The organism is Dapis purpurea BLCC-M126, from assembly GCF_050015975.1.
GTDB lineage: Bacteria > Cyanobacteriota > Cyanobacteriia > Cyanobacteriales > Microcoleaceae > Trichodesmium.
Window position 1 is genome coordinate 1 of record NZ_JBNHER010000163.1, and the last position, 23,300, is coordinate 23,300.

The 23,300-nt window shown below is 34.7% G+C and carries 20 protein-coding genes and 2 pseudogenes; 11 read left to right on the top strand and 11 right to left on the bottom strand.

The features are described from left to right. Nucleotides 1–60: 60 nt before the first annotated feature. Nucleotides 61–256 (top strand): annotated as a pseudogene (locus ACP6PL_RS14625) (hypothetical protein); the annotation flags it as partial. Between the two features lie 29 nt (nt 257–285). Here the strand turns inward: ACP6PL_RS14625 and larC are convergent. Beyond that, nucleotides 286–1,593 (bottom strand): nickel pincer cofactor biosynthesis protein LarC, encoded by a 1,308-nt coding sequence (larC, locus tag ACP6PL_RS14630; RefSeq protein WP_426545996.1) that lies wholly within the window; start codon nt 1,591–1,593, stop codon nt 286–288. A 455-nt stretch (nt 1,594–2,048) separates the two neighbouring features. Here larC and ACP6PL_RS14635 point away from each other — a divergent pair, with 455 nt between their 5' ends. The 4 genes from ACP6PL_RS14635 (at nt 2,049) to ACP6PL_RS14650 (ending at nt 7,135) form a co-directional block, all read left to right on the top strand. Further along, a complete protein-coding gene (locus ACP6PL_RS14635) occupies nt 2,049–2,705 on the top strand; it encodes an L-threonylcarbamoyladenylate synthase (protein WP_426545997.1) in 657 nt (218 codons plus the stop codon). A 468-nt stretch (nt 2,706–3,173) separates the two neighbouring features. After that, a complete protein-coding gene (locus tag ACP6PL_RS14640; protein ID WP_426545998.1) occupies nt 3,174–4,415 on the top strand; it encodes a HetZ-related protein in 1,242 nt (413 codons plus the stop codon). A gap of 734 nt (nt 4,416–5,149) precedes the next feature. Beyond that, a complete protein-coding gene (locus tag ACP6PL_RS14645; RefSeq protein WP_426545999.1) occupies nt 5,150–5,866 on the top strand; it encodes a PHP domain-containing protein in 717 nt (238 codons plus the stop codon). 678 nt (nt 5,867–6,544) lie between these two features. Next, complete coding sequence (locus tag ACP6PL_RS14650) at nt 6,545–7,135, top strand: hypothetical protein (RefSeq protein WP_426546000.1); 591 nt, start codon at nt 6,545–6,547, stop codon at nt 7,133–7,135. 392 nt (nt 7,136–7,527) lie between these two features. Here ACP6PL_RS14650 and ACP6PL_RS14655 read toward each other — a convergent pair whose 3' ends face one another. Beyond that, nucleotides 7,528–8,409 (bottom strand): 4-hydroxybenzoate solanesyltransferase, encoded by an 882-nt coding sequence (locus ACP6PL_RS14655; protein WP_426546001.1) that lies wholly within the window; start codon nt 8,407–8,409, stop codon nt 7,528–7,530. A gap of 290 nt (nt 8,410–8,699) precedes the next feature. Here ACP6PL_RS14655 and ACP6PL_RS14660 point away from each other — a divergent pair, with 290 nt between their 5' ends. After that, on the top strand, nt 8,700–9,410 hold the full coding sequence (locus ACP6PL_RS14660; RefSeq protein ID WP_426546002.1) for a DUF4336 domain-containing protein: 711 nt from the start codon (nt 8,700–8,702) through the stop codon (nt 9,408–9,410). Nucleotides 9,411–9,833: 423 nt separating this feature from the next. Here the strand turns inward: ACP6PL_RS14660 and ACP6PL_RS14665 are convergent, their stop codons facing one another. Beyond that, entirely contained in the window at nt 9,834–10,169 is a 336-nt protein-coding gene (locus ACP6PL_RS14665; RefSeq protein ID WP_426546003.1) for a hypothetical protein, read from the bottom strand. Between the two features lie 23 nt (nt 10,170–10,192). Beyond that, nucleotides 10,193–11,416 carry an AAA family ATPase gene (locus ACP6PL_RS14670; protein WP_426546004.1) on the bottom strand — a complete coding sequence of 408 codons (1,224 nt, stop codon included), beginning with the start codon at nt 11,414–11,416 and terminating at the stop codon, nt 10,193–10,195. Between the two features lie 255 nt (nt 11,417–11,671). Here ACP6PL_RS14670 and ACP6PL_RS14675 point away from each other — a divergent pair, with 255 nt between their 5' ends. The 3 genes from ACP6PL_RS14675 (at nt 11,672) to ACP6PL_RS14685 (ending at nt 15,088) form a co-directional block, all read left to right on the top strand. Further along, nucleotides 11,672–13,306 carry a Ppx/GppA phosphatase family protein gene (locus ACP6PL_RS14675; RefSeq protein WP_426546005.1) on the top strand — a complete coding sequence of 545 codons (1,635 nt, stop codon included), beginning with the start codon at nt 11,672–11,674 and terminating at the stop codon, nt 13,304–13,306. A 704-nt stretch (nt 13,307–14,010) separates the two neighbouring features. Continuing rightward, a complete protein-coding gene (locus ACP6PL_RS14680) occupies nt 14,011–14,742 on the top strand; it encodes a PEP-CTERM sorting domain-containing protein (RefSeq protein WP_426546006.1) in 732 nt (243 codons plus the stop codon). 85 nt (nt 14,743–14,827) lie between these two features. Further along, on the top strand, nt 14,828–15,088 hold the full coding sequence (locus ACP6PL_RS14685) for a hypothetical protein (RefSeq protein WP_426546007.1): 261 nt from the start codon (nt 14,828–14,830) through the stop codon (nt 15,086–15,088). 69 nt (nt 15,089–15,157) lie between these two features. Here the strand turns inward: ACP6PL_RS14685 and ACP6PL_RS14690 are convergent, their stop codons facing one another. After that, nucleotides 15,158–16,159 (bottom strand): cyclic di-GMP-binding domain-containing protein, MshE-related, encoded by a 1,002-nt coding sequence (locus ACP6PL_RS14690; protein WP_426546008.1) that lies wholly within the window; start codon nt 16,157–16,159, stop codon nt 15,158–15,160. 1,031 nt (nt 16,160–17,190) lie between these two features. On the opposite strand from ACP6PL_RS14690, the pseudogene ACP6PL_RS14695 reads away from it, so the two are divergent. Together ACP6PL_RS14695 and ACP6PL_RS14700 are read left to right on the top strand one after the other, a co-directional pair. Then, nucleotides 17,191–17,301 (top strand): annotated as a pseudogene (locus tag ACP6PL_RS14695) (IS1 family transposase); the annotation flags it as partial. Between the two features lie 1,007 nt (nt 17,302–18,308). Beyond that, nucleotides 18,309–19,163 carry a hypothetical protein gene (locus tag ACP6PL_RS14700; protein ID WP_426546009.1) on the top strand — a complete coding sequence of 285 codons (855 nt, stop codon included), beginning with the start codon at nt 18,309–18,311 and terminating at the stop codon, nt 19,161–19,163. Between the two features lie 284 nt (nt 19,164–19,447). Here the strand turns inward: ACP6PL_RS14700 and ACP6PL_RS14705 are convergent, their stop codons facing one another. From ACP6PL_RS14705 to ACP6PL_RS14730, 6 genes are all read right to left on the bottom strand, one after another. Continuing rightward, nucleotides 19,448–19,741 (bottom strand): hypothetical protein, encoded by a 294-nt coding sequence (locus tag ACP6PL_RS14705; protein ID WP_426546010.1) that lies wholly within the window; start codon nt 19,739–19,741, stop codon nt 19,448–19,450. A gap of 470 nt (nt 19,742–20,211) precedes the next feature. Further along, a complete protein-coding gene (locus ACP6PL_RS14710; RefSeq protein WP_426546011.1) occupies nt 20,212–20,472 on the bottom strand; it encodes a hypothetical protein in 261 nt (86 codons plus the stop codon). 355 nt (nt 20,473–20,827) lie between these two features. After that, complete coding sequence (locus ACP6PL_RS14715; protein ID WP_426546012.1) at nt 20,828–21,598, bottom strand: peptidylprolyl isomerase; 771 nt, start codon at nt 21,596–21,598, stop codon at nt 20,828–20,830. Between the two features lie 163 nt (nt 21,599–21,761). Beyond that, entirely contained in the window at nt 21,762–22,037 is a 276-nt protein-coding gene (locus ACP6PL_RS14720) for a hypothetical protein (RefSeq protein ID WP_426546013.1), read from the bottom strand. Nucleotides 22,038–22,344: 307 nt separating this feature from the next. After that, nucleotides 22,345–22,554 carry a hypothetical protein gene (locus ACP6PL_RS14725; RefSeq protein WP_426546014.1) on the bottom strand — a complete coding sequence of 70 codons (210 nt, stop codon included), beginning with the start codon at nt 22,552–22,554 and terminating at the stop codon, nt 22,345–22,347. 328 nt (nt 22,555–22,882) lie between these two features. Next, nucleotides 22,883–23,248: a HetP family heterocyst commitment protein gene (locus tag ACP6PL_RS14730; RefSeq protein ID WP_426546015.1), complete on the bottom strand. Its 366-nt coding sequence runs from the start codon at nt 23,246–23,248 to the stop codon at nt 22,883–22,885. Nucleotides 23,249–23,300 lie beyond the last annotated feature (52 nt).

Genomic DNA, 23,300 nt, shown 5'->3' on the forward strand with positions numbered 1-23,300 from the left:
AGGCTTTAAACCACAATTATTTAATTAACAATTAATAATTAATAATTCGGTAAAGGAACTCCCCATCCTAGAGATGAAAACTTGAGGCGCATTCGCTTGACGGGGCGAAAGAAATGGAAGCCTGAAAGTGGCTACCATCGACGCTCCCTATCTGTTTGCGAAGCATTCCGAAGGAAGACCACGATGTTTAGACTTCTTCGTGATATTTGGAGGTAAGTTGCGACGACGAAAATTTGATAATGAGGCAGTGGAACTTCCTGCTCCCTCTTTTCTGGAAATGTCTATTTACCAACTCTGCAATACCATTTTCTGCACTTCTATCAAAGACATATTTTCCTGTCTAGCTAATGTAGCACAATCTTCATATTCAGGTTGCACATTAACAATTTTATCACCCATCTTTGCCACCTTTAACCTCACTATTCCATACTTTGTTTCTAGCTGATGAATTTCTCGCTCCAAAATGGCTCGTTGTTGAATAGACTGACGAATACCCAAAGTCGTAGTCTCCCGAAATATTACTTCTTGACAAGCAGATAACTTTTCTGGTGTACAAATAACAGTCAGTAAGACTCCCAAGCGGGATTTTTTCATCGTCACAGGTTGAGTAAAAACATCCAATGCTCCTGTAGCAAAAAGAGCATCAAAAGTATAGGCGATCGCTTGAGGAGAACAATCATCTATTTGAGTTTCTAAAACTGAGACAGTTTCTAGGTGCGAATGTTGGGCAGTGGGAACATCAGACTTTTTAACTTGAGAATGTTGAGTCTGAACTTTCCCTTCTCCGATCCACAAACGCAGAATATTAGGAATAGCTAAATTCTGGGAACCCGCCCCCAAACCAATACACTGCAAAGACATTGATGGTGGCGAACAAAAACCACTAGCAATAGTACAGGCGATCGCGCTACCTGTAGGAGTACACAATTCTTTTTCAATACCATTACTATAAATCGGAACATTATGCAACTCCCAAAGTTTTAGCACTGCTGGTACAGGTACAGGTAATCTACCATGAGCAGTTCTCACAGTACCCCCACCAGTAGGCAAAGGCGAACAATACAATTCGTCAATATTCAACCAATCTAATCCCAAACAAGTCCCCACAATATCAATAATGGCATCAGTTGCCCCCACTTCATGAAAATGTACTTGCTCTGGAGCAACACCATGTACAGCTCCTTCTGCTTCTGCCAACTGGCGAAACACTGCTAAACTCCAAGCTTCAGCACGTTGAGGCAATCCAGCTTTTTTGATTAATTCTTCAATTTCTGGCAAATGACGGTTATGAGTATGATGGTGTTTTTTTCTAGTATGGTCATTTTCTCCATCGTGATGATGATGATGGTGATGGTCAAAAGTTACGGGTTCCCCATCTTCAGGATTTGCATGAGTTAGCTTAACATGAAATTTCGTAGCTACTAGACCGTTACGATGGACTTTTTCTGTACTTAACTGATATTCCTGGGAAATACCCAAAAGATTTAGTTTTTCTATTAGATAGTCTAGAGGAACACCAACATGGACTAAAGCACCCAGACACATATCGCCTGCAATACCAGTGGGACATTCAAGGTAAGCTATTTTGTTCATAAACTAGGGAATAGGGAGTAGGGAATAGAAATTAGTATTATACCAATTACCAAAAGTAATCCTATACTTCGGCTATACTTCAACAGTCAACTAATTACCAAGATTCAAAGTCTGTTTTTGACAATTATTAGTTATTTAGTAATTATTACCACTACTTTTTCTCTCCCCCCACCTCCCAAACTCTCCACACTTCCCCACGAAATTAAATATAGCAATATTTGTGAGAAATACTATAAATTGTACCTCACCACCGTCCTAAAAATTTTTGTAAAAAAAATCCGTAGGGGTTTGCTCTCCAAACCCTTTGGTCTAGAAATCCCTACAGAATTTTCAAAAGAGGGTCAATTCAAAATTTAGTAACAATTATATGATTATGGCGGAATATATGAGGAAACTTGTGCCTAAAGTTGATAAATCAATAGTTTCGCATTTTATCTAAAATCTAAAATAAAAATATGGCAATTTTTTACGAACTTCATCCTGATACACCCCAACAAAGGCGTGTAGAACAGATTATCAAAGCTCTTAAAGATGGGGCAGTGATGCTTTATCCAACGGATACTGTTTACGCAATAGGTTGTGACCTTAATGTTAAATCTGCTGTGGAAAAAGTTAGGCAAATCAAACAACTATCTAATGATAAGCCCTTGACATTCCTTTGTTCTTCCCTCTCTAACATTGCAAGTTACGCTGTTGTAAGTGACTCAGGCTACCGGATTATCAAACGTTTAATTCCTGGCCCCTACACATTTGTGCTACCTGCCACAAAGTTAGTGCCACGACTGGTGATGAGTCCAAAACGTAAAACAACAGGTATTCGGGTTCCAGACAATCAAGTATGCTTGGCCTTGTTAGAGGCTTTGGGCAATCCCATAATTTCTACATCAGCTCATATTACCAGTGATGCGGAAGGAATGGCCCCGATAAAGACAGAAGCAGTTACAGGTAAAGCAGAATTGTTTGATTGTCTAGAAAATCTAGTAGATATCATTGTCGATGATGGTTCTGATCCAGGATATCAAGTATCCACTATCCTTGACTTAACTGGCCAAGACCCCAATCTGATTCGCCAAGGTCTTGGAGTTGAGACAGTAACAGCTTTGATTAGCTAATACACATCTAAAGAAGAAATATAGTTCATTGACCTGATTATTGTGTTTCAAATCACAAAATTTTCTTGAACACCCCGATTTTAGAGATTACTTCTGACTTGCGTATATTGCTATATGTGCCACCTGTGTATTTGTTACACAGGTGGCACTGTCAATTTAATGATTGTCACAGTCCCTCTAGCTGAGATGGTTTTGTGAGGAAAGTCTAGATTTTCTATATATATTAGGCTTTCGCAGGTTTTTGGTAAGAATCAGGACAATCTATCTTTAGATACTAATTTCAAGAATTGGCTATTAGCAAGAAAACCACATTAGAAAAGTGTAACTCTTCTTTCCTATTAGGTTAGGCAACTTTCCTATAGTTATAAGTGTAGAGGGAAGGAACAAATCACACAGATTCAACCAACACCAAATACTCTACATTGTTGTTTCGTACACCTAGCGTGCATTATCCAGAGGTAAAATTCAATGACTGTTAAGACTCCTTGCTCCCCCAACTCCCTAACTAACAACTCTACTACTGCTCCAGAACTTAATAATAGCCAAGTTGAAAATCAAACTACAGCGAATACTGTAATAGGAATGGATACTGAAGCTTTAGCTGCTGTAGTTCTAAAAGAATTGCAAGATGGTGCAAAAACTAAGCCTGCCAAAGCTCAAACTGTAGCTCTGCGTATAGCTAAAGAAGTAGAAAGGATTTGCTTAAAAAGTAATCGGATTCAAAATTCTGGTGAAGTTTGTTCTTGGCAACTAAGTTTAGCGCGTCATCGCTGGCAAAAGTGCTTACAATATTACAAACTCGGTTCTAAGCAAGGTCGGGTAGAATTACACTCTCTGCTAGCTTCTATGGTTTATCGTCATATTGCTTCTTTTGGAACTCAGTTAAATTTCCAAGGTCGCTATAACTTAATCGAGGATTTTATGCAAGGGTTTTATATTGAGTGTCTGCGAGCTTTCCGTCGGGAACATGGTTTGGAGCAAGACTATAGTCCTAAAATGAAGTTGGAATTAGCAGAATATATGGCATTCACCGAACAGTATGCTAAACGTCAAATTGGTTTACCAGGTCGGAATCGTCAAAGGTTAATTGTGCTACGCGCTCAAGGTTTTGCTAAAGGTCAACCTCCTGAAACTGCTATTGATATTGAAATGGCGGTTGAGTCTCCTAAAGGTGAAGATGCAGAAGCTTTTAGTCGCTCTTCTGCTGTACAACAAGTTCGGGAGCAAATGGTTTCTGAAGCTGTTGATCCTGCTGAAGCTGTATTGCGCGATCGCGTGATTTCTGAGTTAGTCAGTTACTTGGAAGCGGCTGGTCAAGACCAATGTATTGATTATCTACGGTTAAAACTACAAGATTATCAAGCATCTGATATTGATAAAAAGTTGGGTTTAACTTCTCGTCAACGGGATTATTTACAGCAGCGTTTTAAGTATCATGTAGAAAAGTTTGCTCGTTCTCAAAATTGGAAGCTAGTTCATCAATGGTTAGGTGCCGACCTCGATCAAAAACTAGGTATGACTTCTGAGCAATGGGAAGCTTTCTTAGTCACACTTTCTCCTGAGCAACAGCAAATTTTACAACTCAAACGAGGTGGTGAAGATGAAAAAGCGATCGCTGGTGCAATTAAATGTACTCCTAAACAGTTACAGAAGCGTTGGGCAAAATTGTTGGATATGGCTTGGGTCTTTCGCAATAATGACCAAAGTTAGTATGGTATTAAAAATGAAACAAATTATTTTTACTTATCCAATGAAAGTTTACTACATGGGTCATCCTACTTCTTTCTAGGGTGGGCAATGCCCACCCTATTTACATTTAGTCCATTTATGATTTTTTTGTAATTTCAAATACATATAAATTGCCACAATAATTATCAATATATTTAATTTTTCTGGTAGAAAATTTTTATAATAAAATTAATACTGTTAGACTAATTCATCAAAAAGTTTGAATATATAGAATTCTTCAATGATTTATAACCTATATTATGAACTTTAAAATGTAGTAGAAAAGATAATAAGTCAGGTAAGGGAGCGATAAATTTGGTGGTTTATAACAGGGAATAGCATCCACATAAAGTCCTGTAGATAATCTCCAATCAGAGAAATTAATTAAGTATTTATACTTAATTCAACCTTCTAATTTTACTCTGAAGAAGGGAAATAAGGATAATTTAATACAGTATAAATACCAGGTTATTTAGCAATTTTGTCTACTTAATTAGATGATAAAGTGACCCGCGGGATGTGAGTTATCAAAAGTCCAAAAAATGATAAAAACTCTGAAACTATTATTGCTATTACTTTCTAGAGCTGTTGTCTAATTCTGTGCATATTTTCTCAACAACTGCACTGAGGACTTTCATATTAGTTAACTGGGACAAACTTGTAACTTGTCAGCCAAATTTAGATATATTGGAGAAAGTAACAATTTATGAAGATATATGTCTATCAACATAACTTTGGCTCCTAATTTCACTCAGAAAAGACTGGTTAATAATCACTCTAAAATTAAGCAAATCTTTGAAACTGTTGATGCCTATAGCTGTCCAAATTCTTATAACTTTCATCTGCATACAATCTGCTCCGATGGACAGTTAAGACCTGAGAGTTTAATAGAGCAAGCAATTGCGATCGGTCTCAAAGGTTTGGCCATTACTGACCATCATAGTATTGGTGGTTATCAAATAGCTAAAAGTTGGTTAGAAAACTGGAAATGTATTAATCCAGATCGAGAGCATTTAGCACCTACTCTCTGGAGTGGAGTAGAAATTAATGCCAACTTACTTAATATTGAGGTACATATTCTCGGATATAGCTTTGACCCTGAATACCCAAGTTTACAGCCTTATTTGACAGGAAAGGCGACTAAAGGTCAAGAATATCAAGCTGCTAATGTGATTACTGCTATTCAACAAGCGGGTGGTTTGGCGGTACTAGCTCATCCCTGTCGTTATAAGCGTTCTGCTACTGACTTAATTAAAGCAGTAGCGAAGTTGGGTATTGATGGCGTGGAGACTTACTATGGTTACACTCATACTAAACCTTGGCATCCTAGCCCAAAACAAACAGAGCAAGTGAAAAAACTTACTACTACATATCGTTTACTTAATACCTGTGGTACTGATACTCATGGTAAAAATCTTTTAGTACGTTTATAGGGTGGGAATGCCACTATCCCACCCCATTCATCAAAACTAAAACTATCTAAAAATTTGACTAACTAGACCTCTCGCCCAAGAGGTCTATTATTTTTTTAACTACCATTTGCTATCATTATAGTTGTCAGAAGCATAATCCCAAGACTGGTTAGTAAAAAAACAATTCCTAGAGATATTGACTGACCTAGATGTACTGGAGAATTTGATACTTTCATAGTTTGTTTTTAAAAGTTTTTTAAATGTTTCCTTAAAATAACAAGTTTTTAAGATTTTGTGGAAAATTTTAATATTTTGTGATTAAACTTATATTTTCTTTAAAATTAACCTCACCCATGTATAACTTGCAAGAAATTGGATATTAACTAAATAAAAATAAGGTTATTACGAGGAAAAATATCAATAGTTAAACTATTAGACATCTCCAAAAAGTTGGAAAGTATTTCTATCACTTGATTTTAGCTTCTTTCTTCTTTATAAGAATACAGGTAATATCATGTCCGGTAGCATCGGTATTGTCAGGTAAAGGTAAGGAAGAAGGAAGAAGCAAGAAGGAATAGGGACAAGGGAGGAAGGCTTAAGAGCAAGAAAAAAAACTTAAATTTCCTGTAGATATTGTAGATATTGAGGTTAACTTTTACACAAATGATACCAGCGGACATGATATAATATCTAGGAAATATGAATGACAGCAATTTTATCGAAGTCAATGGTATTCACTTTGAAACCATTGTACCCAAACGAGTATTAAATCTGCCCAAAAAAGACGTAATTCAAAAACTTTCGTATATAGGAAAACATATATTAACACCACCTTTACATCCGTCCCCAGGATATCCGGTGGAGATAGGAATTAGGATTACTAATAATAGCGATCGCCATCTTTACTTTACTTTCAATTTTGTCTTATTTCCAGAACTTATTAGAGCTGAAACTGGTGAAATTGTAGAAATAAGTGGGGGTTGGATAAGTCTTGCTGGAGTAAAGGAACCAGATTTAGCTTTAACTATGCCTGGAGAAAGTACCAGCTTTTTTCTTGATGCCAAAATCTGTTGGCTTTGTGGCAACAATTATGGAATTAGCATGGTTATAAGTGGTGGTCAGTTTGTTTTTGCACCTCTTGATTTAGGGTGGTATCAGCTTCGATTTAGATATGAAAATCAAAAAGAAACTAAACAGCTATATGATTCCATTGTCAAAAAAACTCAAGTAATAGAAGGATTGTGGACTGGTCAAGTATTAACTCCGTTTGTAGAGATTTATTTAGTCTGATTTTGTTTTTACTTTCACCTGGTTTGAATGCGCTCAGTTTACACATATTGCTTGGTGACCAATATCTATTCATTTTCATCCAATTTCTAGGAAAACTCGCGCATCAAATCAGCAGTTTAAGGTAAAAAAATGCTCGGTTGGAAGCCGAGCATTAAACCCTAAGTTCAGACCAATGCAATGTATATTTATCATCTTATCTCTTTTCAGAAATTGCTAACTACAAATAACATCTTAGTGCTCTAGCAGTCGGGCTTTGTCAAACTTACAAATATATAGTTTCCTACTTATTAATTGACAATGGATAATTATTTTAAAATGGATTAATTATCAATTATCAATTATTAACTGATGTTCCGAAGTCTTGAGGAAATGCTGAACGCTTACCTTCCACATCAAAATATGAAACCTGTAATCATGCCAGCTAATAAGATAAAACCAATCCAAACATTTTGTCTAAATATCTGACCGTAAGGTTTCAAAATATCTTCTTGGCGTAATTTTCCATATTGAATAAACCAAAAAATTGTAGCAATTCCCAGAGCTATCCAAAAGCCAATATGTAACTCCATTTCTCTTCCTAATAACCCTAATAAAACAGAAGTTAAAAAGAAGAATGTACCTACAGCATTAGTAGCATATTCACCAAAAAATAGAGCGCTAGAATTAACACCTAAAAGTCGATCGTCCTCGCGATCGCTCATGGCATAAACAGTATCAAAACCCATTGTCCAAACAATAGTTGCACCCCACAATATCCAAGTTGCACTATCCAACTTAGCAACAGCAGCACTCCAACTAATTAACACGGCAAAACCCCAAGCAATAGATAACACTAACTGGGGTACCGGAAAAAACCGCTTTGCTAATGGATAACAGATAATTACCGGAACTGCTGCTACAGATAACCAAAAACTCAAGGGGTTTAGATATAAGGCAATAATTCCAGCACAAGCAAAGGCAATAATGGCAATAACAATACCTGTTTGAATAGTCAGAGCGCGAGAAGCAAGGGGGCGATCGCGAGTTCTCTCTACTGCTGGGTCAATATCCCGGTCCCACAAATCGTTAATTACACAACCTGCGGCACTAGTAGCAAATGTTCCTACTACTATTACTCCTACTAATGGTATGGGTGGCATGGCATGGGTCGCTAAAAATACAGCCCACAAGGCAGGAATCATTAAAATAAAACGTCCGGCAGGTTTATCCCATCTCAGAAGTCTGATTATTTTCGTCAAGGTTGATTCTGATTCAGGTAGAGTAGATTGAGTCATTTTAGTTATCAGTTATTAATTATCAGTTATCAGTGCCTCCTGTTAAAATTGGAAGCTTAAGACCTTTTTTTGGTGAAACTTTTTAAAGTTAATTTAATTATATCAAGTCTCATTAATTAGGTACAATAAAAATTATATTAACTGTTGAAGTAAGAATATTTTTCAATTTCCTCTATTTTCTTGCTTCTTACTACCTAATTTTTTTTATGATTAATTTTATATCGGAAATTTTAGTATTTTTGCTACACTAAAATTGGTAAAGTTAGCAAAATAAATTAATCTAATTAGGGATGCTGAGAAAAGTCGGTAAAAATATTTGGGTTGCCGAACAACCTTTAAGATTTTTTGGATTGAGCGTTGGTACAAGAATGACAGTAATTAGTTTTAAAAATGGCGAGTTAGCTGTTATTTCTCCTATCAAAATTGATAGTGAAATTATCGAACAACTTAAACAGATAGGAAATGTCAAACATATTATTGCTCCAAATCTTTTTCACCATCTATTTTTATCTGAATTTAAAAACTTCTATCATGAAGCAAAAATCTATGCCGTCTCAGGTTTAAAGAGCAAAAGACCTGAAATTGATATTGATTTTGAATTAGATAAGAATAAAAGTAATTTTTATAACCAGTTAGAATACTTATCATTTACCGGATTAAATACTTTTCTTCCTAGTGGAGCATCACCTCTAAATGAATACGTTTTTTTTCACCCCGAAAGTAAAACTTTAATTGTGACAGATATAGCATTTTATTTTGATGAAAGTTTTCCTTTAACAATAAAGTTGCTCTCTAAAATAACAGGAGGATATAAAAAGCTAAGACCATCGTTTTTAGAACAGTTAGGTACTAAAGAAAAAGAAAAGGTAAAACAATCGGTTGAAAAAGTATTGGCATGGGATTTTAGAAGAGTTATTATGGCTCATGGCAGCATTGTAGAAGATGATGGCAAGCAACAATTTAAAGAAGGGTACGAATGGTTTTTAGGAGAATATCTTTGAAAGTTAAGGGTTAATTTTTTCAGCTTTTCTAATCCTCTTTAATGATAACCTGCGTCTTTGAGAACCTTTTCTAAAGTTTCCCAAGTACCACATTTTTTTCGAGGCGCTCACTTGTTCAGCTTTATCAAATTAATTGTTTTCATATTCCATTATTTCCAATAAACAATCATAAAAAACTTGAAAACTCGTTGAGGTATTTTCCGTAGGGTTAATGTATTGTGAAATATCTCTAGCAGCTCTCAATTTTTCTAATCCTCCTTGATGATAACCTTTTATTAGAAGCACCTCTTGTAAAGCTTCCCAAATAACACCTTTTATATCATCTGGGTCACGATATCCAGATTTTTTACTAAGATTTTTAGATACTCTAGGATAAGGTTAAGTTAAAGCTGGAATATCTCCAAAAAACCAAGCTTCTAATTCTTAAATCATAATTCTATTAATTAATTGGTATTTATTTTTATTTTTACTCTTTGCCAGAGATTTTGTCATAAATCCAGCTTCGATAGCAGTTTCTTCTAACTCTTTCTTTAATTCTTTACAATTTTCATTATCTCTATCTACTAAAATTATAATTCTCCAATCATCAGGTATCCATTTTTTATACCCTTTTAATCGTCCGGGTAGTTTAGAAAATAAATCTTCTTTACCCTGAAAAAAGTGAGTTTCAAAAGTTATTGATTCACCCAGAATTTTTGGTAATAAATGACAGAGAGTTTCCTCTGTTGACCGATCCTCTACTAGAAATTCAATATGCACTCGTTAGCTACTCCTAATAATTACTAATTTCTAGGTTGATTTTTGCGTGGTGCGCCTTGATTTTTTAAAGGATTTCCAAATTCAAAATAGTCTTCCATCCATAAATTACCTAAAGATGCTCCTTCTTCAATAAATTCTTGAATACCTAGCATTTCGTCAGTACGTTTCGCTTGAGTATAACCATCTTCATTTCGATAAAGTACCCATAACTCTTGAGGTCTTATCCCATCAATAAAAAATGGAGAGTGAGTTGTTACCATCAGTTGAGTATTAGCTGAAGCTGCACGACATTCTTCAGCAAGTTCTGGTAATAAACGAGGATGTAAATGATTTTCTGGTTCTTCAATACCAATAAGTTGTGGTGGATCTGGGTCATGTAAAACAGTAAGATAAGCTAACATTTTTAAAGTACCATCAGAGGCAAATTTGGCTAAAATTGGTGTGGCAAAAGGAGCATCTTTTATCTGTAGTAAGAGTCTCCCATCTTGCATAATTGTAGGTTCAACTTTTTCTAAACGGGGAACTCGACGAGAAAGAATATCAAGAATTTTTTCGAGTCGTTCCGGATGCTGTTCACTAAGATATTGAATAACATTAGGTAAATTATTACCAGTTGGCGATAATCTTTCTTGGGCACCAGCTTCAGGAATACTGCGAGTATTGTCCGCAGTTAAATAGGAAAGATGCCAACCTGTAATAAATTTTCTCAAGGCACTAACCCGAGGATGTTTAGCAAATTGTCCAAGGGTACTTACTGCTAAAAATTCAGCAGATTCTAGTTTTTCAGATACTCTTTCGTCTTCTGCATCAGGCATTTCTCCAGTAGTTACTTTTCCTTCCCCTTCTTTAAAGTCTAAAAACCTAAAAGGTTTTCCTCTTTCTGCTCTTCTCCATTGCAACCATTCTTCAGCAACATAAGGACCTTTTTTTCTTTCAGCAATTGCAAGATGATATGTAATTAAAGGCGATTTTTTTGTTTCTCGATATTTAAGTTCAAATACTATATTTCCTTCAGTATCTCTAGTTCTTAATTCTCGAAATCTACCCCTTTTTTCCCAAGCTTTTCGCAGACCATCTGTAAAACATTCTGATAAAAATGCAAAGACATCAAATATTGTTGATTTACCACTACCATTAGGACCTAAAAATACAGTTAGTGGAGTGATTTTTTTTAGTTCTAAATCGTGCAGAGCGCGATAGTTTTGCACTCGTAGATATTCAATTCTGGGAATAGATTTTTTGGGCATTATTTTAGTTTTATTTCGGTAGACCAGAATAGGGGCGAATGGCCATTTACCCCTACGACTCCTGATTTCATACTACATTCTGAAGCCTGGAATAACGTTACAGCCAAGATGCCTGTGCTACAAAATATTTTTAATACCTTAATAAGTATAATTTGTCAATATTCAAAGTCCATTTTAGTTATTTTTTGTCATAATAAAACAGATGACATTATTTAATCTAAAATTTAACAAACTTGTAAATTAGGACACATTTATATGGTTACATCTGTTCCTCTAGTTAGAATTCCTACTCCACTAGGAAACAAAGACCGTATCTTGGCAGCAATAGATATGGGTACAAACTCCTTACATTTGGTGGTAGTAAAAATCGACCCCAGGTTACCCGCTTTTACTATTATTGATCGAGACAAAGAAACAGTAAGACTAGGAGACTGCGGAACAAAAGGTAATTTAAAACCGGAAGTCATGGATAGAGCGATCGCCACTTTGGAGCGTTTCCAAAAAATTGCTAAAAGTGCTAATGCTGAACAAACTATTACAGTTGCTACCAGTGCTGTACGGGAAGCACCCAACGGTCAAGAATTTCTCAAAAGAATAGCTGATGAGTTAGACTTGTATGTTAACTTAATCTCTGGTCAAGAAGAAGCACGACGAATTTATCTAGGGGTGCTTTCAGCAATGGAATTTAATAACCAACCCCATATTATTATTGATATTGGAGGAGGTTCCACAGAGTTGATATTAGGTGATAGTGATACACCGAGAACCTTGAGTAGTACAAAAGTAGGTGCAGTACGTCTGACTAAAGAATTTGTTACCACCGACCCCATTAGTAAGAGTGAGTTTGCCTATTTGCAAGCTTACACTAGGGGTTTATTAGAGCGTCCGACAGAAGAATTATTAGCTAATATCGAAAAAGGTGAAAAACCTCGTTTAGTTGGAACTGCCGGTACTATTGAAGCTTTAGCAACTATTCATGCTTATGAAAAATTGGGGAATGTACCAACTCCCCTGGGGGGTTATCAGTTTAGTTTTGCCGAGCTGGAGGAGTTGGTGAATAAGTTGAGGAAGCTATCTATTTCTGAAAGACTAGAGCTTCCAGGAATGTCGGAAAAGCGAGCAGAAATTATTTTGGCGGGTGCTTTGGTATTAAAGGAAGCAATGAGTTTGTTGGAGATGGAGTCGCTAACTGTCTGTGAAAGAAGTTTGCGGGAGGGGGTAATAGTTGACTGGATGTTGAATCATGGTTTGATAGACAACCGTCTCCGTTTTCAAAGTTCAATTCGCCAACGTAACACCCTAAAAATTGCGCAAAAATATCAGGTAAATTTGGAGTGTAGTGAAAGGGTTGCTTCTTGGGCTTTGTATTTATTTGACCAAACTCAGGGAATGCTGCATAAGTGGGGATGTGATGAACGAGAATTATTATGGTCAGCAGGAATTTTGCATAACTGTGGTTTATATGTAAGTCATTCAGAACACCATAAACATTCTTATTATTTGATTAGGAATGGGGAGTTATTGGGATATAGTCAGATTGAAATTGAAGTTATTGCTAATTTAGCTCGTTATCATCGTAAGAGTTTACCTAAGAAAAAACACGAACATTATCAAAACTTACCAAAAAAATATCAACAAGTGGTGTCTGAGCTGAGTGCATTGTTGCGGTTAGCGATAGCTTTAGATAGGCGACAAAAAGGAGCGATCGCTAGTATCACCTGTTGGTTAAACAAAAATCAACAGGAATTTCATATCTGGTTACGACCTAGTGATCCTGAAGATGATTGTGCATTAGAGTTGTGGAGTCTGGGATATAAGAAACAGGCGTTTGAGGAAGAGTTTGGTTTAAAATTAATAGTAAAGTTGGAAACTGCAATGGTATCTGTTTGAAGAAGGATGAACTACCCCGCCATTTAGAGGTGCGGGGTTTCTGAAACCTCACCCAAAAATCAATTTAGTTAATCCTGTTATATTTGAGTGTAATCTCAAATCCGGATAATTACTATATCTAAGTCATTGCTACTGGAACGGAGTGGAAAGAAGCAATCTCAAGGGTTTAGGAGGTTACTTCCTATCGTCGCAATGACGACTTTTCAGTTGAATTATATATAATATCAAATCCGGTTATATAGTAATCGAAAAATTACTTCCTCCTAACACACATATTCTATTCAATACAAATTATATAATTCAAGAATTCAAATCCTTTCTTTCTCCTGAATCCTAATTTATAACTCCTCACTCCTCAGCAATACTATAACTAATTAGTCTGATTCTATATAAGAGTATTATAGGGACTATTATCATTTACGAAAAATCAATATTGTATACAGAAGTTTAATCCTTGAAATCCTGATCCAACAATAGTTTTGATGTACTTTTTTTCCTTGAATGCCTCATTTTAATTTGATTACCATATATACATAACAACCCTTTTATGAAGTTTTGATGAAGATCAAGTAAAAATACTTGGTTTTTATGAAGTTTTGATGAAGTTTTAATGAAGATTAAGTAAAAGTACTTGCTTTTTTTAAAAGGAATTGTTATAAACTTAAGTAATCAAACAAACAAAAATCCAAGACATAATTGATAATATGATTCGCTCTAAATTTTTTGCTGGCTTAACAGCTACGGTTGCATTTACTGGTGTCATGGCTAATGCTGGTGTTGCTAATGCCCTGATTAAAACACAAACATTTACAGACAATGTTGATCTATCACCAACAGATATTACAGATGCCCTGTTATCACTTCAAAAATTCGATGGTAGTCTTGGTGAACTTCAAAGTGTAACAGTCGGCTTTGGTGGACAAATTATTGGGGATGCCCAAGTAGAAAGTTTGGATGCGCAAGCTCAAACTATAACTTTTAGTCTTGGTGGTACATTGGAGTTAGTTGAGTCTAGTGATACTCTCGATAACCCTACATTTGAAGAAGTAGTAGGTGCATCAGATTCATTTGATGCAACTGCTTTTGATGGTAATATAAATTTTGGAGGTACTTCTGGTAAAAGCTTTCAAGGACTAACAGCTACATTAGATGGAGAGAACATCTATGATGACCAAGCTGTATTAGATTTCTTCACTGGTGCTGGTGGAACCGTGGATTTTTTATTCTCTACTTTCACTAATTCACAAGTAACAGGTGCAGCTAATATTGCTTCTATTATTTCTACACAGTCTGGAGCAAACGTTTCAGTAACATACGCATATTTAGATGAAGTTCCAGTGACACCTCCTGCAAGTACACCTGAACCTGCTACTATACTTGGTTTAGGTTTATTTGCTGGTGCTGGTATTTTATCCAAAAAGAAATCAGCACAATAAGGTTAAAATTCAGATCAATTAGTAAATTGAAATCCTGAGAATTTCCCACTTATTCAAAATTCTATTATGACAGAGCCTCTTGGTTATGAGAGGCTCTTTTTATTATGTTAAAAATAAGAATACTACCTTAAGGTGTATCTCGAAAGCATTATCAAAACTTACCTATCAACAGGTGGTGTCTGAGTTGAGTGCATTGTTGTGGTTAGCGATAGCTTTAGATAAGCGACAAAAAGGAGCGATCGCTAGTATCACCTGTTGGTTAAACAAAAATAAAAAAGAATTTTACATCTGGTTACTATACAGAACTACCACTTATTTACCTATAGTTATGGGGGATGATATTTAGATATCTTCATAAATTAAGTTTTAGCTTAGAAAGTACAATAATTTAAGATTAATTATGGGAGATGTTTATTCATTGCTCCAAGTTTACAGCAACCATTTTTCGTTCAGGGATAATCAGTTTTTCCATGACATATTCGATAGTTTGCTGATTTATCCAACCTTGTTGAACAATAATTTCACCCAGGCGTAGGGAATTTTTCTGCTGATCCTGTAGTGCTTTGGTCAATTGCTCTGGAGTCAGTAAACCTGCCTCGATCAGATAAGTACCTAAAGGTTTCGTTGTTGGAGAAACAGGATTAAAATCATACTTTTTATCAATTGGGAATTTTGGGTTCAAGTTTGTTTGCTCATCAAGTATTGCCATATCTTTCCAAGCTTCATCAATGCAATGAGTTTGGGTATACTCCAAAATAGCGCTGGAAAATTCTGTGAAAATGTCAAAGACTTGCTTAACAATTTTATAAACATTCTTATGAGATTTAACAGAAATTTGGATATTTTTAATGAATTCTTCTTGCTCTTCAGAGTGCATCTGATGGTTAGAATCAACTAAGCAGTTATGCTGACCACAATAATAGTAATTCTGTTGAGACATATCTTGTAAATCAATTGCTGCCTTTGCTGTTGAACTGAGAAAAATATTGGCGATCGCTTCAATTGCTTTGATCATAACCAATTTTTGAATAGGATGTGCTTTATAGGCAAGTCGATACAGTTTATAAGTAGTCCAGCGAGAGAAATTAGTTTTTTTACTCCAAAGGTATCTGAGAGTCTTACTAAATCTAAGTGAGTATTCTATTCCGAGTTTTTCTAAATCCTCTAAAAACAACATCCAATGTTTGTCATCTTCATAAGTATGCTGATTAATTAAATCTTGAATAGGATCATCTGTGAGGATGTCTCGAAAAACACAGGTATTGAGTTCTCCAAAACCCATAACAAAAAATGCAAAGCAAGGTGCAAAAGCTAGTCTTTTTTGAGGAGCAACAGCCTCGTTTCTGAGGAATTTATATAGGGGATGCTGACCGAACTCTACCTGCTTGTGTTCAATCAAATTCAAGATCTCTTTCATACTAACCTTTTTCATACTAAAAAAATTTTCCGTAGTTTTACTCACACAAATATATACAAAAAATATATAAATGTTTACTAAATATAAATAATTGTATATCAAATATAAGAAAATATAAAAATATATTAAAGATTTAATTAAAAGTATAAATAAATACAGATTTATTTATAGTTATATATATTTTTTATTTTCAAACACTAAAAGTAGTATAAATGCCTGTATTTCAATAAGTGTTTATACTCAAAAAATCATTTTAGTGTCTATTGAATCCTGACTTTTGACTAGCTATGTACAAAACTATATTTCGTATTTCAAAATGTAGGCATTTTTTTGTTTAATTTAATGAGTAATTATACTTAACAAAAATTATATACTTTGTATAACCTTTTATACTTCAATTTGAAGTGCGGAATATGGGACAATAACTTTGAATAGGAATATTACTCACAAATAATTCAACTTGATGAAATCTGGTCATTTGTTGGTTATAAAAACAACAAACAATTGATTTCGCTGGCGATGGATGCTAGGACTCGCGAAATAGTAGGAGTATATATTGGCTTTTCGCTGCACGACATCGAAGGCGGAATAAGTGTGGCAGCTACATCGCTATAGAAAATCAGCTCAAAGTCTCTGGCAATCTTTACCTGACGTATATCGTCAATGTACAACCTGCTATAGTGATTTTTGGGAAGCTTATGAGATCGTGTTATCTTCAATGTGACATCAAGTAGTAGGCAAGGAAACTGGTTTTACCAGTTACATAGCAAAGATTTAATAATACCAAATTCATGCATAGATAGTTACAGTAAAATGATGACAAAACTGTTATTAAATTTGCTGACGATGTAGGGGGGATAAATCAAATTATTCTTTGAGATAAAAAACAATTTCTTATGGTTAATAGACTATTTTTAGTCAAAAATGAAACTTTTTTACTCTGGGCAAAAATAAATATTATAAATTATTAGCTCCTAACTCCTGACTCCTAAGAACAAAGCCACTATAGCAATATTTTATAAAATTGGTATAACACAATGGAACAACGTGTCCGAAAATTGGTGCGAAAAACCTTATCGTTTTCCAAAAAATTAAGTAATCACATTGGAGCAATCTGGAACTTCATACATCATATCAACTCCGGTAATATCGGTATAAAAAAGCAGAGAAACCGGGTTTGTATCAAATGCCCTACAATACTAACATTGACCTCACACAAACCCGGTTTCTTGTTACTCCAAAGCAAGCGGATTTGATATCACTATAATGCTACAATTTGTACTTGATCATTACGGGATCAGAACTACCCTTGATTTAGTGCCGAGAATCTTTAAAAAAATTACTCATTCACTTTCCATAATTCACAAATACTTTCACACCTATCTTTTACTCCCTCTTTCTCTAAAAAAATAATTCTAGAAGGCAAAGGATGTAATATCAAATCCGGTTGAATACTTGTTATATAGTTGGGATGGGGAGATGGGGAGATGGGGAGATTAAAGTGTAGATAAAATTATGAACATATACTATATAACCGGATTCTATATAATTCCCCGCACTAATTCATCCCGGAAATATGCAACGCCCCAGATTGTGAAATAATGGCCTAAATTTACTATAGCTGAAAACTTTGAAGCTCATACATCTGATTTTTGACTTTCGTAAAACCGTATAATAAGAGTTTCATAAATGTTTGCTACAAATAACCAACCTTAATTATAACTACTACCATACAGAATAAATACCTGTTACAAAAACTCTTCCTTCTTGCCTTTTGGCTACTACCTATCAACTCAGTCGGTGTAATATTATTTTTGGAAATTGGTGTAAAATGACTCCTTGATAACCTATCTTTTCAGAATAGTTATTCTTACAAGTTTACACAAACTTTATATAAATTACTAATATCTTTACCAATTTTTTATAAAAAGCACCGTGACGTCAGTTTAAAATATAGATAAAGCTTAAATTAAGGTAGTCAGGAACCCTATTAACTTGATAGTTAATGGAGTTGTCACAGACTCGTTGCTTTCCCCTGTTGCTGACATGAAACCCTCCGAGTAGTGAAGTCAAACACCTGACCAACCTAATATCAAGGGCAGCCTAAGTTATTGCTAAGTGTTGAAGTTCCTAAAAAGTATAAATATAAATGATGAAATTTACAAATATTCTGACTAATATATTGATATTTAAGACTGCTCCCATACTAATTGGAACTGTTTTAGTAAGTTCTCCTAGTTTAGCAGCGAGTTTTGCATCCTCTAAAGGTGAGGTAATAATTGATGGGTTCAGTAAAAATCCTTATCAAGTAGGAGTTGAGACAAATGCTGAAGAATTTTTTGTATTTGGAGATGGGGATCAAGCTTATGTAGATGCTTTTGCTGAAGCAAATTTTGTAGCAGATCCTAGTGGTGCTGATAATACCTCTAGCTCTGAAGCAGGTGGTACAGGTAGCAACTTTTTTGCACTAGGAGAAAGCACTGCTAGAGTTATTGGTGATTTTTCGATACTACCAGGGGAAACATTTGAGTTCGATTTTGAGGTATATTTTGACCTAAAAACCTCTATTGACAATAGTTCAGATGAAAGTGCTAATGCTGAGGGCAATGTCAGCTTTTTTATCTTTGATACAACAGCTGAGGATACACCTATTTTGTTAGATTTTTTTGGAGTATCTGGTAATTTGGAAACTCCAGGAGATAATGACTTTTTTGGTTCCACCCAAAATATTGTCCCCAGCAATTTCAGCATTAGTCCTTCTTCTTCAGTGAATGAATCTTTTGGTGGTAATAAGGAATCTATTTCCGCATTTTTTGATGGTTCATATCAGAGAACTTTTGATGGTAACCAAATAAGAAATATACGTCTAGTAGAGATCAAAGCAAATTCTGCTCAAGTACAATCTACTCCTGAACCATCAGCTACTATAGCTTTTATTTTATTTAGTGCTGTGGGTGTTAGCACGAGGTTCAAATCAAGAATTAATCGCACTCATCTAAGATGACTCTAGTATATAATGAGTACGAGGTATAAATCTTACCTGCTATTAAACTCTGTTCCTATTTCCTTAATTGACATCTCCAAAAAAGAAAGCTTTTTGTAAAAGTAGGTACTCATGCAAGAGGCGGTAGATGTTCACATAATTGCATCCAAAAGATTTTTAGGTTTACTTTTGCTTTATTCAGCTCATGTAGAAACTTTATATGCAAGCTCTCTACAGTGTTTTGGATAAGACTTATATAATTTCTGGAGATGTCTAATGATAATTAATTAACTGTTGGGTATTTATTAATATGACATTGGATACCAAGAAATAGATATCACAGGTTTCATAAGTTCAATAGGTTGAACCATTATTGGGTTTGATGGGTTCTTGGTTTCAGCCAGATTAGCACTGAAGTTAGCGTAACCGATCAATTTGTTAGTATCATTTGAGATCGAAATTTGACTGTCACTCATAGCCATAGCCATGCCATTATCTTTGGTAGCCGATACCCATACACCTGCAGTGAGACCAGCTCCTTCAAGATTATTAATTTCTTCAGATAAGTTTTCCAAGTAGTTCAAGTTGGAAATAATCATTTGCTTAATGCTCCTTATTTATGAGTTTGACTATTCTAAATAATAAATCTAATAGTTATAGTCTGGTTGCCATTTTGGCAGTAAAATCTCAAAGATATAGTGCGATCAAATCTTCCAATCACACAAATAGATACCTCAGTTCCCAACTCCTCTGTTACTCCGAGAGGGAGGAAGTGTTCTCTCCCTTCTTGCTTTGGAAGTTCGTTCCAGGGTTAGGTCTTTTTTTACCAATGGATAATTGATAATTAATCAATTCGGTTTAAAGTCTCTCCTTTTAAGGATAAAAAAAGAACAGGTGATTTCCTATAATTCAATTCTATTGGTTTTGTGCAGAGGTAATTATCTATTATTCATTATCCATTAATGAACCACACTTTTAGCCTAGACACACTACTACTAACCAGAAGTAATTATCAATTATCCATTATCAATTAATCAAAGTCAGTTCATCATTCCAATGATATTTGTAGCTAGTATGTTGGAAGATTAGGCATTTCAGGCCAATCAATTGCGATCGCACCTACAAAACCTACAGCACCATTGAAGCTAACGCTACCACCATAAGGTCCTGAATAAGAAAATGTCAAAAGTTCAGTTTTACTTTTAACTAAAGCTAGATCACCCATTGCTTGTCCGTAAGTATAGAGAAAAGCATCGGTAATACTGCCACCTTTAAGATCGTCATTTTTGTTAGATAAGTCTTCTAAGTGATTTAAGTTGGAAATAATCATTTGCTTAATGTTCCTTTTTGTTAGTATTACGATTTCTGTTTGAATATAATTCTATTAGTTATAATTTAGTTGCCATTTTGGCTGAAAAATATAGGTGATAATTATCACAATTTATAGCCTAGTGTACTAATAACTATTGGAAATTATAGCGGTTTTCACAAAGGTAGACTACAAAATTTCTTCCTTCTTCCTTCTTCCTTTCAACCCAAATCTCTGTACTCTATATTAATGAAAACTGCTATAGATTTCATCAGAGATAGTTAATATCTCTGATGGGTAAATGTATCGGGACATAGGCATAAACAGGTTTTATTGGTTAAGGTGCGTCAGTCATGTATTACCAATTTATGCATCCTTAAGCCATTTGCTGCTTCACCTCGTTAATTTCTTCCGGCTCAATTTGATTATATAACATATAGTTAACTTCGTTAGCTAACCACTGCTTAAACATATTATTCAAAATTTCTTGGTATTTTTCCTGTGTCAACTCAGCCTGGATAAATTTTTCTACCATCAAAATATGATATCCTTGACCTGTTTGAATTGGAGAAATTACCACTCCTGCTTTAGCACTAAATACTGCTGCTGCTATTTCTGGCTTTAAACTCCAGCGGTGAAGTTTACCTTCACAACCACCAACTTGACGTCGTTTTTCATCTATATCATAACAGTGAGCAGCATCATAAAAGCTGATTTCTTGCTCTTTGATTTGATAATATATTTCTTGGGCAAGTCGAGGTTCGCTAATAATGATTTGATATAATAATACCTGGTCAAAATTAATGCGATTTTGAGTAAATGATTTCTCGACTTCCTCTTTAAACAAATGCTCTGCTAGTTTCTGAGAAAGTAGGCGATCTGCAATTCCTGCTTCTAAATCTTCTACTGTAATCATTTGTTCTGCAAGCCAGGCAATGGTATCAGATACTTTATATAATTTTTTTTCCATTCTCAGGCGATCGCCTTCTGCCTGTATTTCTTCTGGAGATACAGTTATTCCTCTTGCCTGAGTAGCTTTCTCTATGACTTTTTGATTTAAGATTCGTTGCCAAATTTGCTTGTATTGAACATCTTGTTTGAGGGCATTGATAATATCTATATCTGCTACAGATTGGTTATTAATCATCACCATTCTACTACTTATTTGACTTGAATTTTTTTAATTAATCAAGCTATTAATTAGAGGTATCATCAAGATCTTACCTCTAATCAATACTTGCTAAAATAACCAAGTTATATTCTTCTATTGAGAATAGGAGGTTTTTGGTTTAATTTTGTTCCACTACTCACTAATTGCTAGAACCACTAACATGACTTGATGCAGAAGCACTTCCATACATAGAAGAAGCACTTACATAATTACTTGCAGAGCCATAGTATTGACCAACAGAAACATGAGATTCAATCCAAACTTGTGGTAGAATACCATCTGCCCAACCATGCCCAGATGCACTAACATCAATGTTACCATAACCATAGTAAGGAGGATAAATAATAGATAAACCACCGTTAACTAGACTGGATTCGTTAACATTTTCTAGATGATTTAGTTCAGCAATTTTCATGGTTTTTCTCCTAATTTTTATTTGATAATTTTATCAATTGTATTTCAACTGTTTTGATAGTAAATAATTTAACTAGATTTGTCTTGCCATTTTGGCAGAAAAATCTTGGATATCTACTACTTATTTGACCTAGATTTTGAGAATTAATCTAACTATTGATTAGAGGTGAAATATTGAATATGCCTCTAACTAATGGAACTCAAATATGTATGATTTTGTTTGGTTTGATTGAAGCGATTATTATGGATTATGATTAAATCCATATTCAGAATCACTAGTACCAATTCCTTTTCAATGTATACCTATCTTAGTGGTAGGGCATAGGTATAGGCATAGGCATAGGCTTAGGCTTAGGCATAGGATAGTAAGGCTTAGGATAGTAAGGCTTAGGAGGCGTGTAGCAGATGAATGGTTCACTAGGCTTTTTCATCATATAATCTATCATCTTCATATGACCACCCTTAACTAGACTGGATTGGTTAACATTTTCTAGATGATTTAGTTCAGAAATATTCATAAATTTTCTCCTGATTTTTGTATAATTAGTTCATCATTTACATTGGAACTGTTTTAATAATAGATAATTCAACTAGAGCTTTGTTGCCATTTTGGCAAGTTTATAACTTTAATTATTTATTGCCATTTTGGCATAATTAATAGATAAAAATATTGACATATATTCTAGATCAGAGATATGATTTATTTGTGGGAAACCACAGATTTATACAGCAATAAATCAGAGAATATTTGTGAATAAATAAACCCTCTGATAGCATTTTAATCAAGTTGCTACCGAGGGTATTCACATCCATATTCAAGATTTATTTACCTGCTGATAAATTAAATTAGATCGCTAGGGCATCTTGCTGATTTTTACGATCGCTTGATGCCTGTTTCTTGTGACTGTATTTTGCCTGTTGATCAGCAATACTCATAACTTTTGAATCATTATTTTTACCGACAAATTCAATTTCATCTTCACCTCGGTTTCTGTGTTTACTGGGTTTACAACCTTTACAATTTTCTTTGATTAACCGATTAAATGTACGATAGGGAATGTAGTCTAGGGGATTCTGACCGCCAAAACGTAAGATTAAAACACAAGCCCAAGAATACTTGCCAGCAAGTATGGCTTCAATAATTAAATCAAACTGTTCGCGAGTCATAATTTTATCTAATTTGCTTTGACGATAAAGGAATTCAGAACTCATGATTTTATCTCCTGATCTTTTCTAATGAATTTAAAAAAATTTGAAAATGCTA

What these genes read in the sequence shown, in the direction of transcription:
- larC (WP_426545996.1), bottom strand. Translation starts at nt 1,593, where the DNA reads ATGAACAAAATAGCTTACCTTGAATGTCCCACTGGTATTGCAGGCGAT.
- ACP6PL_RS14635 (WP_426545997.1), top strand. Translation starts at nt 2,049, where the DNA reads ATGGCAATTTTTTACGAACTTCATCCTGATACACCCCAACAAAGGCGT.
- ACP6PL_RS14640 (WP_426545998.1), top strand. Translation starts at nt 3,174, where the DNA reads ATGACTGTTAAGACTCCTTGCTCCCCCAACTCCCTAACTAACAACTCT.
- ACP6PL_RS14645 (WP_426545999.1), top strand. Translation starts at nt 5,150, where the DNA reads ATGTCTATCAACATAACTTTGGCTCCTAATTTCACTCAGAAAAGACTG.
- ACP6PL_RS14650 (WP_426546000.1), top strand. Translation starts at nt 6,545, where the DNA reads ATGAATGACAGCAATTTTATCGAAGTCAATGGTATTCACTTTGAAACC.
- ACP6PL_RS14655 (WP_426546001.1), bottom strand. Translation starts at nt 8,409, where the DNA reads ATGACTCAATCTACTCTACCTGAATCAGAATCAACCTTGACGAAAATA.
- ACP6PL_RS14660 (WP_426546002.1), top strand. Translation starts at nt 8,700, where the DNA reads ATGCTGAGAAAAGTCGGTAAAAATATTTGGGTTGCCGAACAACCTTTA.
- ACP6PL_RS14670 (WP_426546004.1), bottom strand. Translation starts at nt 11,416, where the DNA reads ATGCCCAAAAAATCTATTCCCAGAATTGAATATCTACGAGTGCAAAAC.
- ACP6PL_RS14675 (WP_426546005.1), top strand. Translation starts at nt 11,672, where the DNA reads ATGGTTACATCTGTTCCTCTAGTTAGAATTCCTACTCCACTAGGAAAC.
- ACP6PL_RS14680 (WP_426546006.1), top strand. Translation starts at nt 14,011, where the DNA reads ATGATTCGCTCTAAATTTTTTGCTGGCTTAACAGCTACGGTTGCATTT.
- ACP6PL_RS14685 (WP_426546007.1), top strand. Translation starts at nt 14,828, where the DNA reads ATGAGAGGCTCTTTTTATTATGTTAAAAATAAGAATACTACCTTAAGG.
- ACP6PL_RS14690 (WP_426546008.1), bottom strand. Translation starts at nt 16,159, where the DNA reads ATGAAAGAGATCTTGAATTTGATTGAACACAAGCAGGTAGAGTTCGGT.
- ACP6PL_RS14700 (WP_426546009.1), top strand. Translation starts at nt 18,309, where the DNA reads ATGATGAAATTTACAAATATTCTGACTAATATATTGATATTTAAGACT.
- ACP6PL_RS14705 (WP_426546010.1), bottom strand. Translation starts at nt 19,741, where the DNA reads ATGATTATTTCCAACTTGAACTACTTGGAAAACTTATCTGAAGAAATT.
- ACP6PL_RS14710 (WP_426546011.1), bottom strand. Translation starts at nt 20,472, where the DNA reads ATGATTATTTCCAACTTAAATCACTTAGAAGACTTATCTAACAAAAAT.
- ACP6PL_RS14715 (WP_426546012.1), bottom strand. Translation starts at nt 21,598, where the DNA reads ATGATTAATAACCAATCTGTAGCAGATATAGATATTATCAATGCCCTC.
- ACP6PL_RS14720 (WP_426546013.1), bottom strand. Translation starts at nt 22,037, where the DNA reads ATGAAAATTGCTGAACTAAATCATCTAGAAAATGTTAACGAATCCAGT.
- ACP6PL_RS14725 (WP_426546014.1), bottom strand. Translation starts at nt 22,554, where the DNA reads ATGAATATTTCTGAACTAAATCATCTAGAAAATGTTAACCAATCCAGT.
- ACP6PL_RS14730 (WP_426546015.1), bottom strand. Translation starts at nt 23,248, where the DNA reads ATGAGTTCTGAATTCCTTTATCGTCAAAGCAAATTAGATAAAATTATG.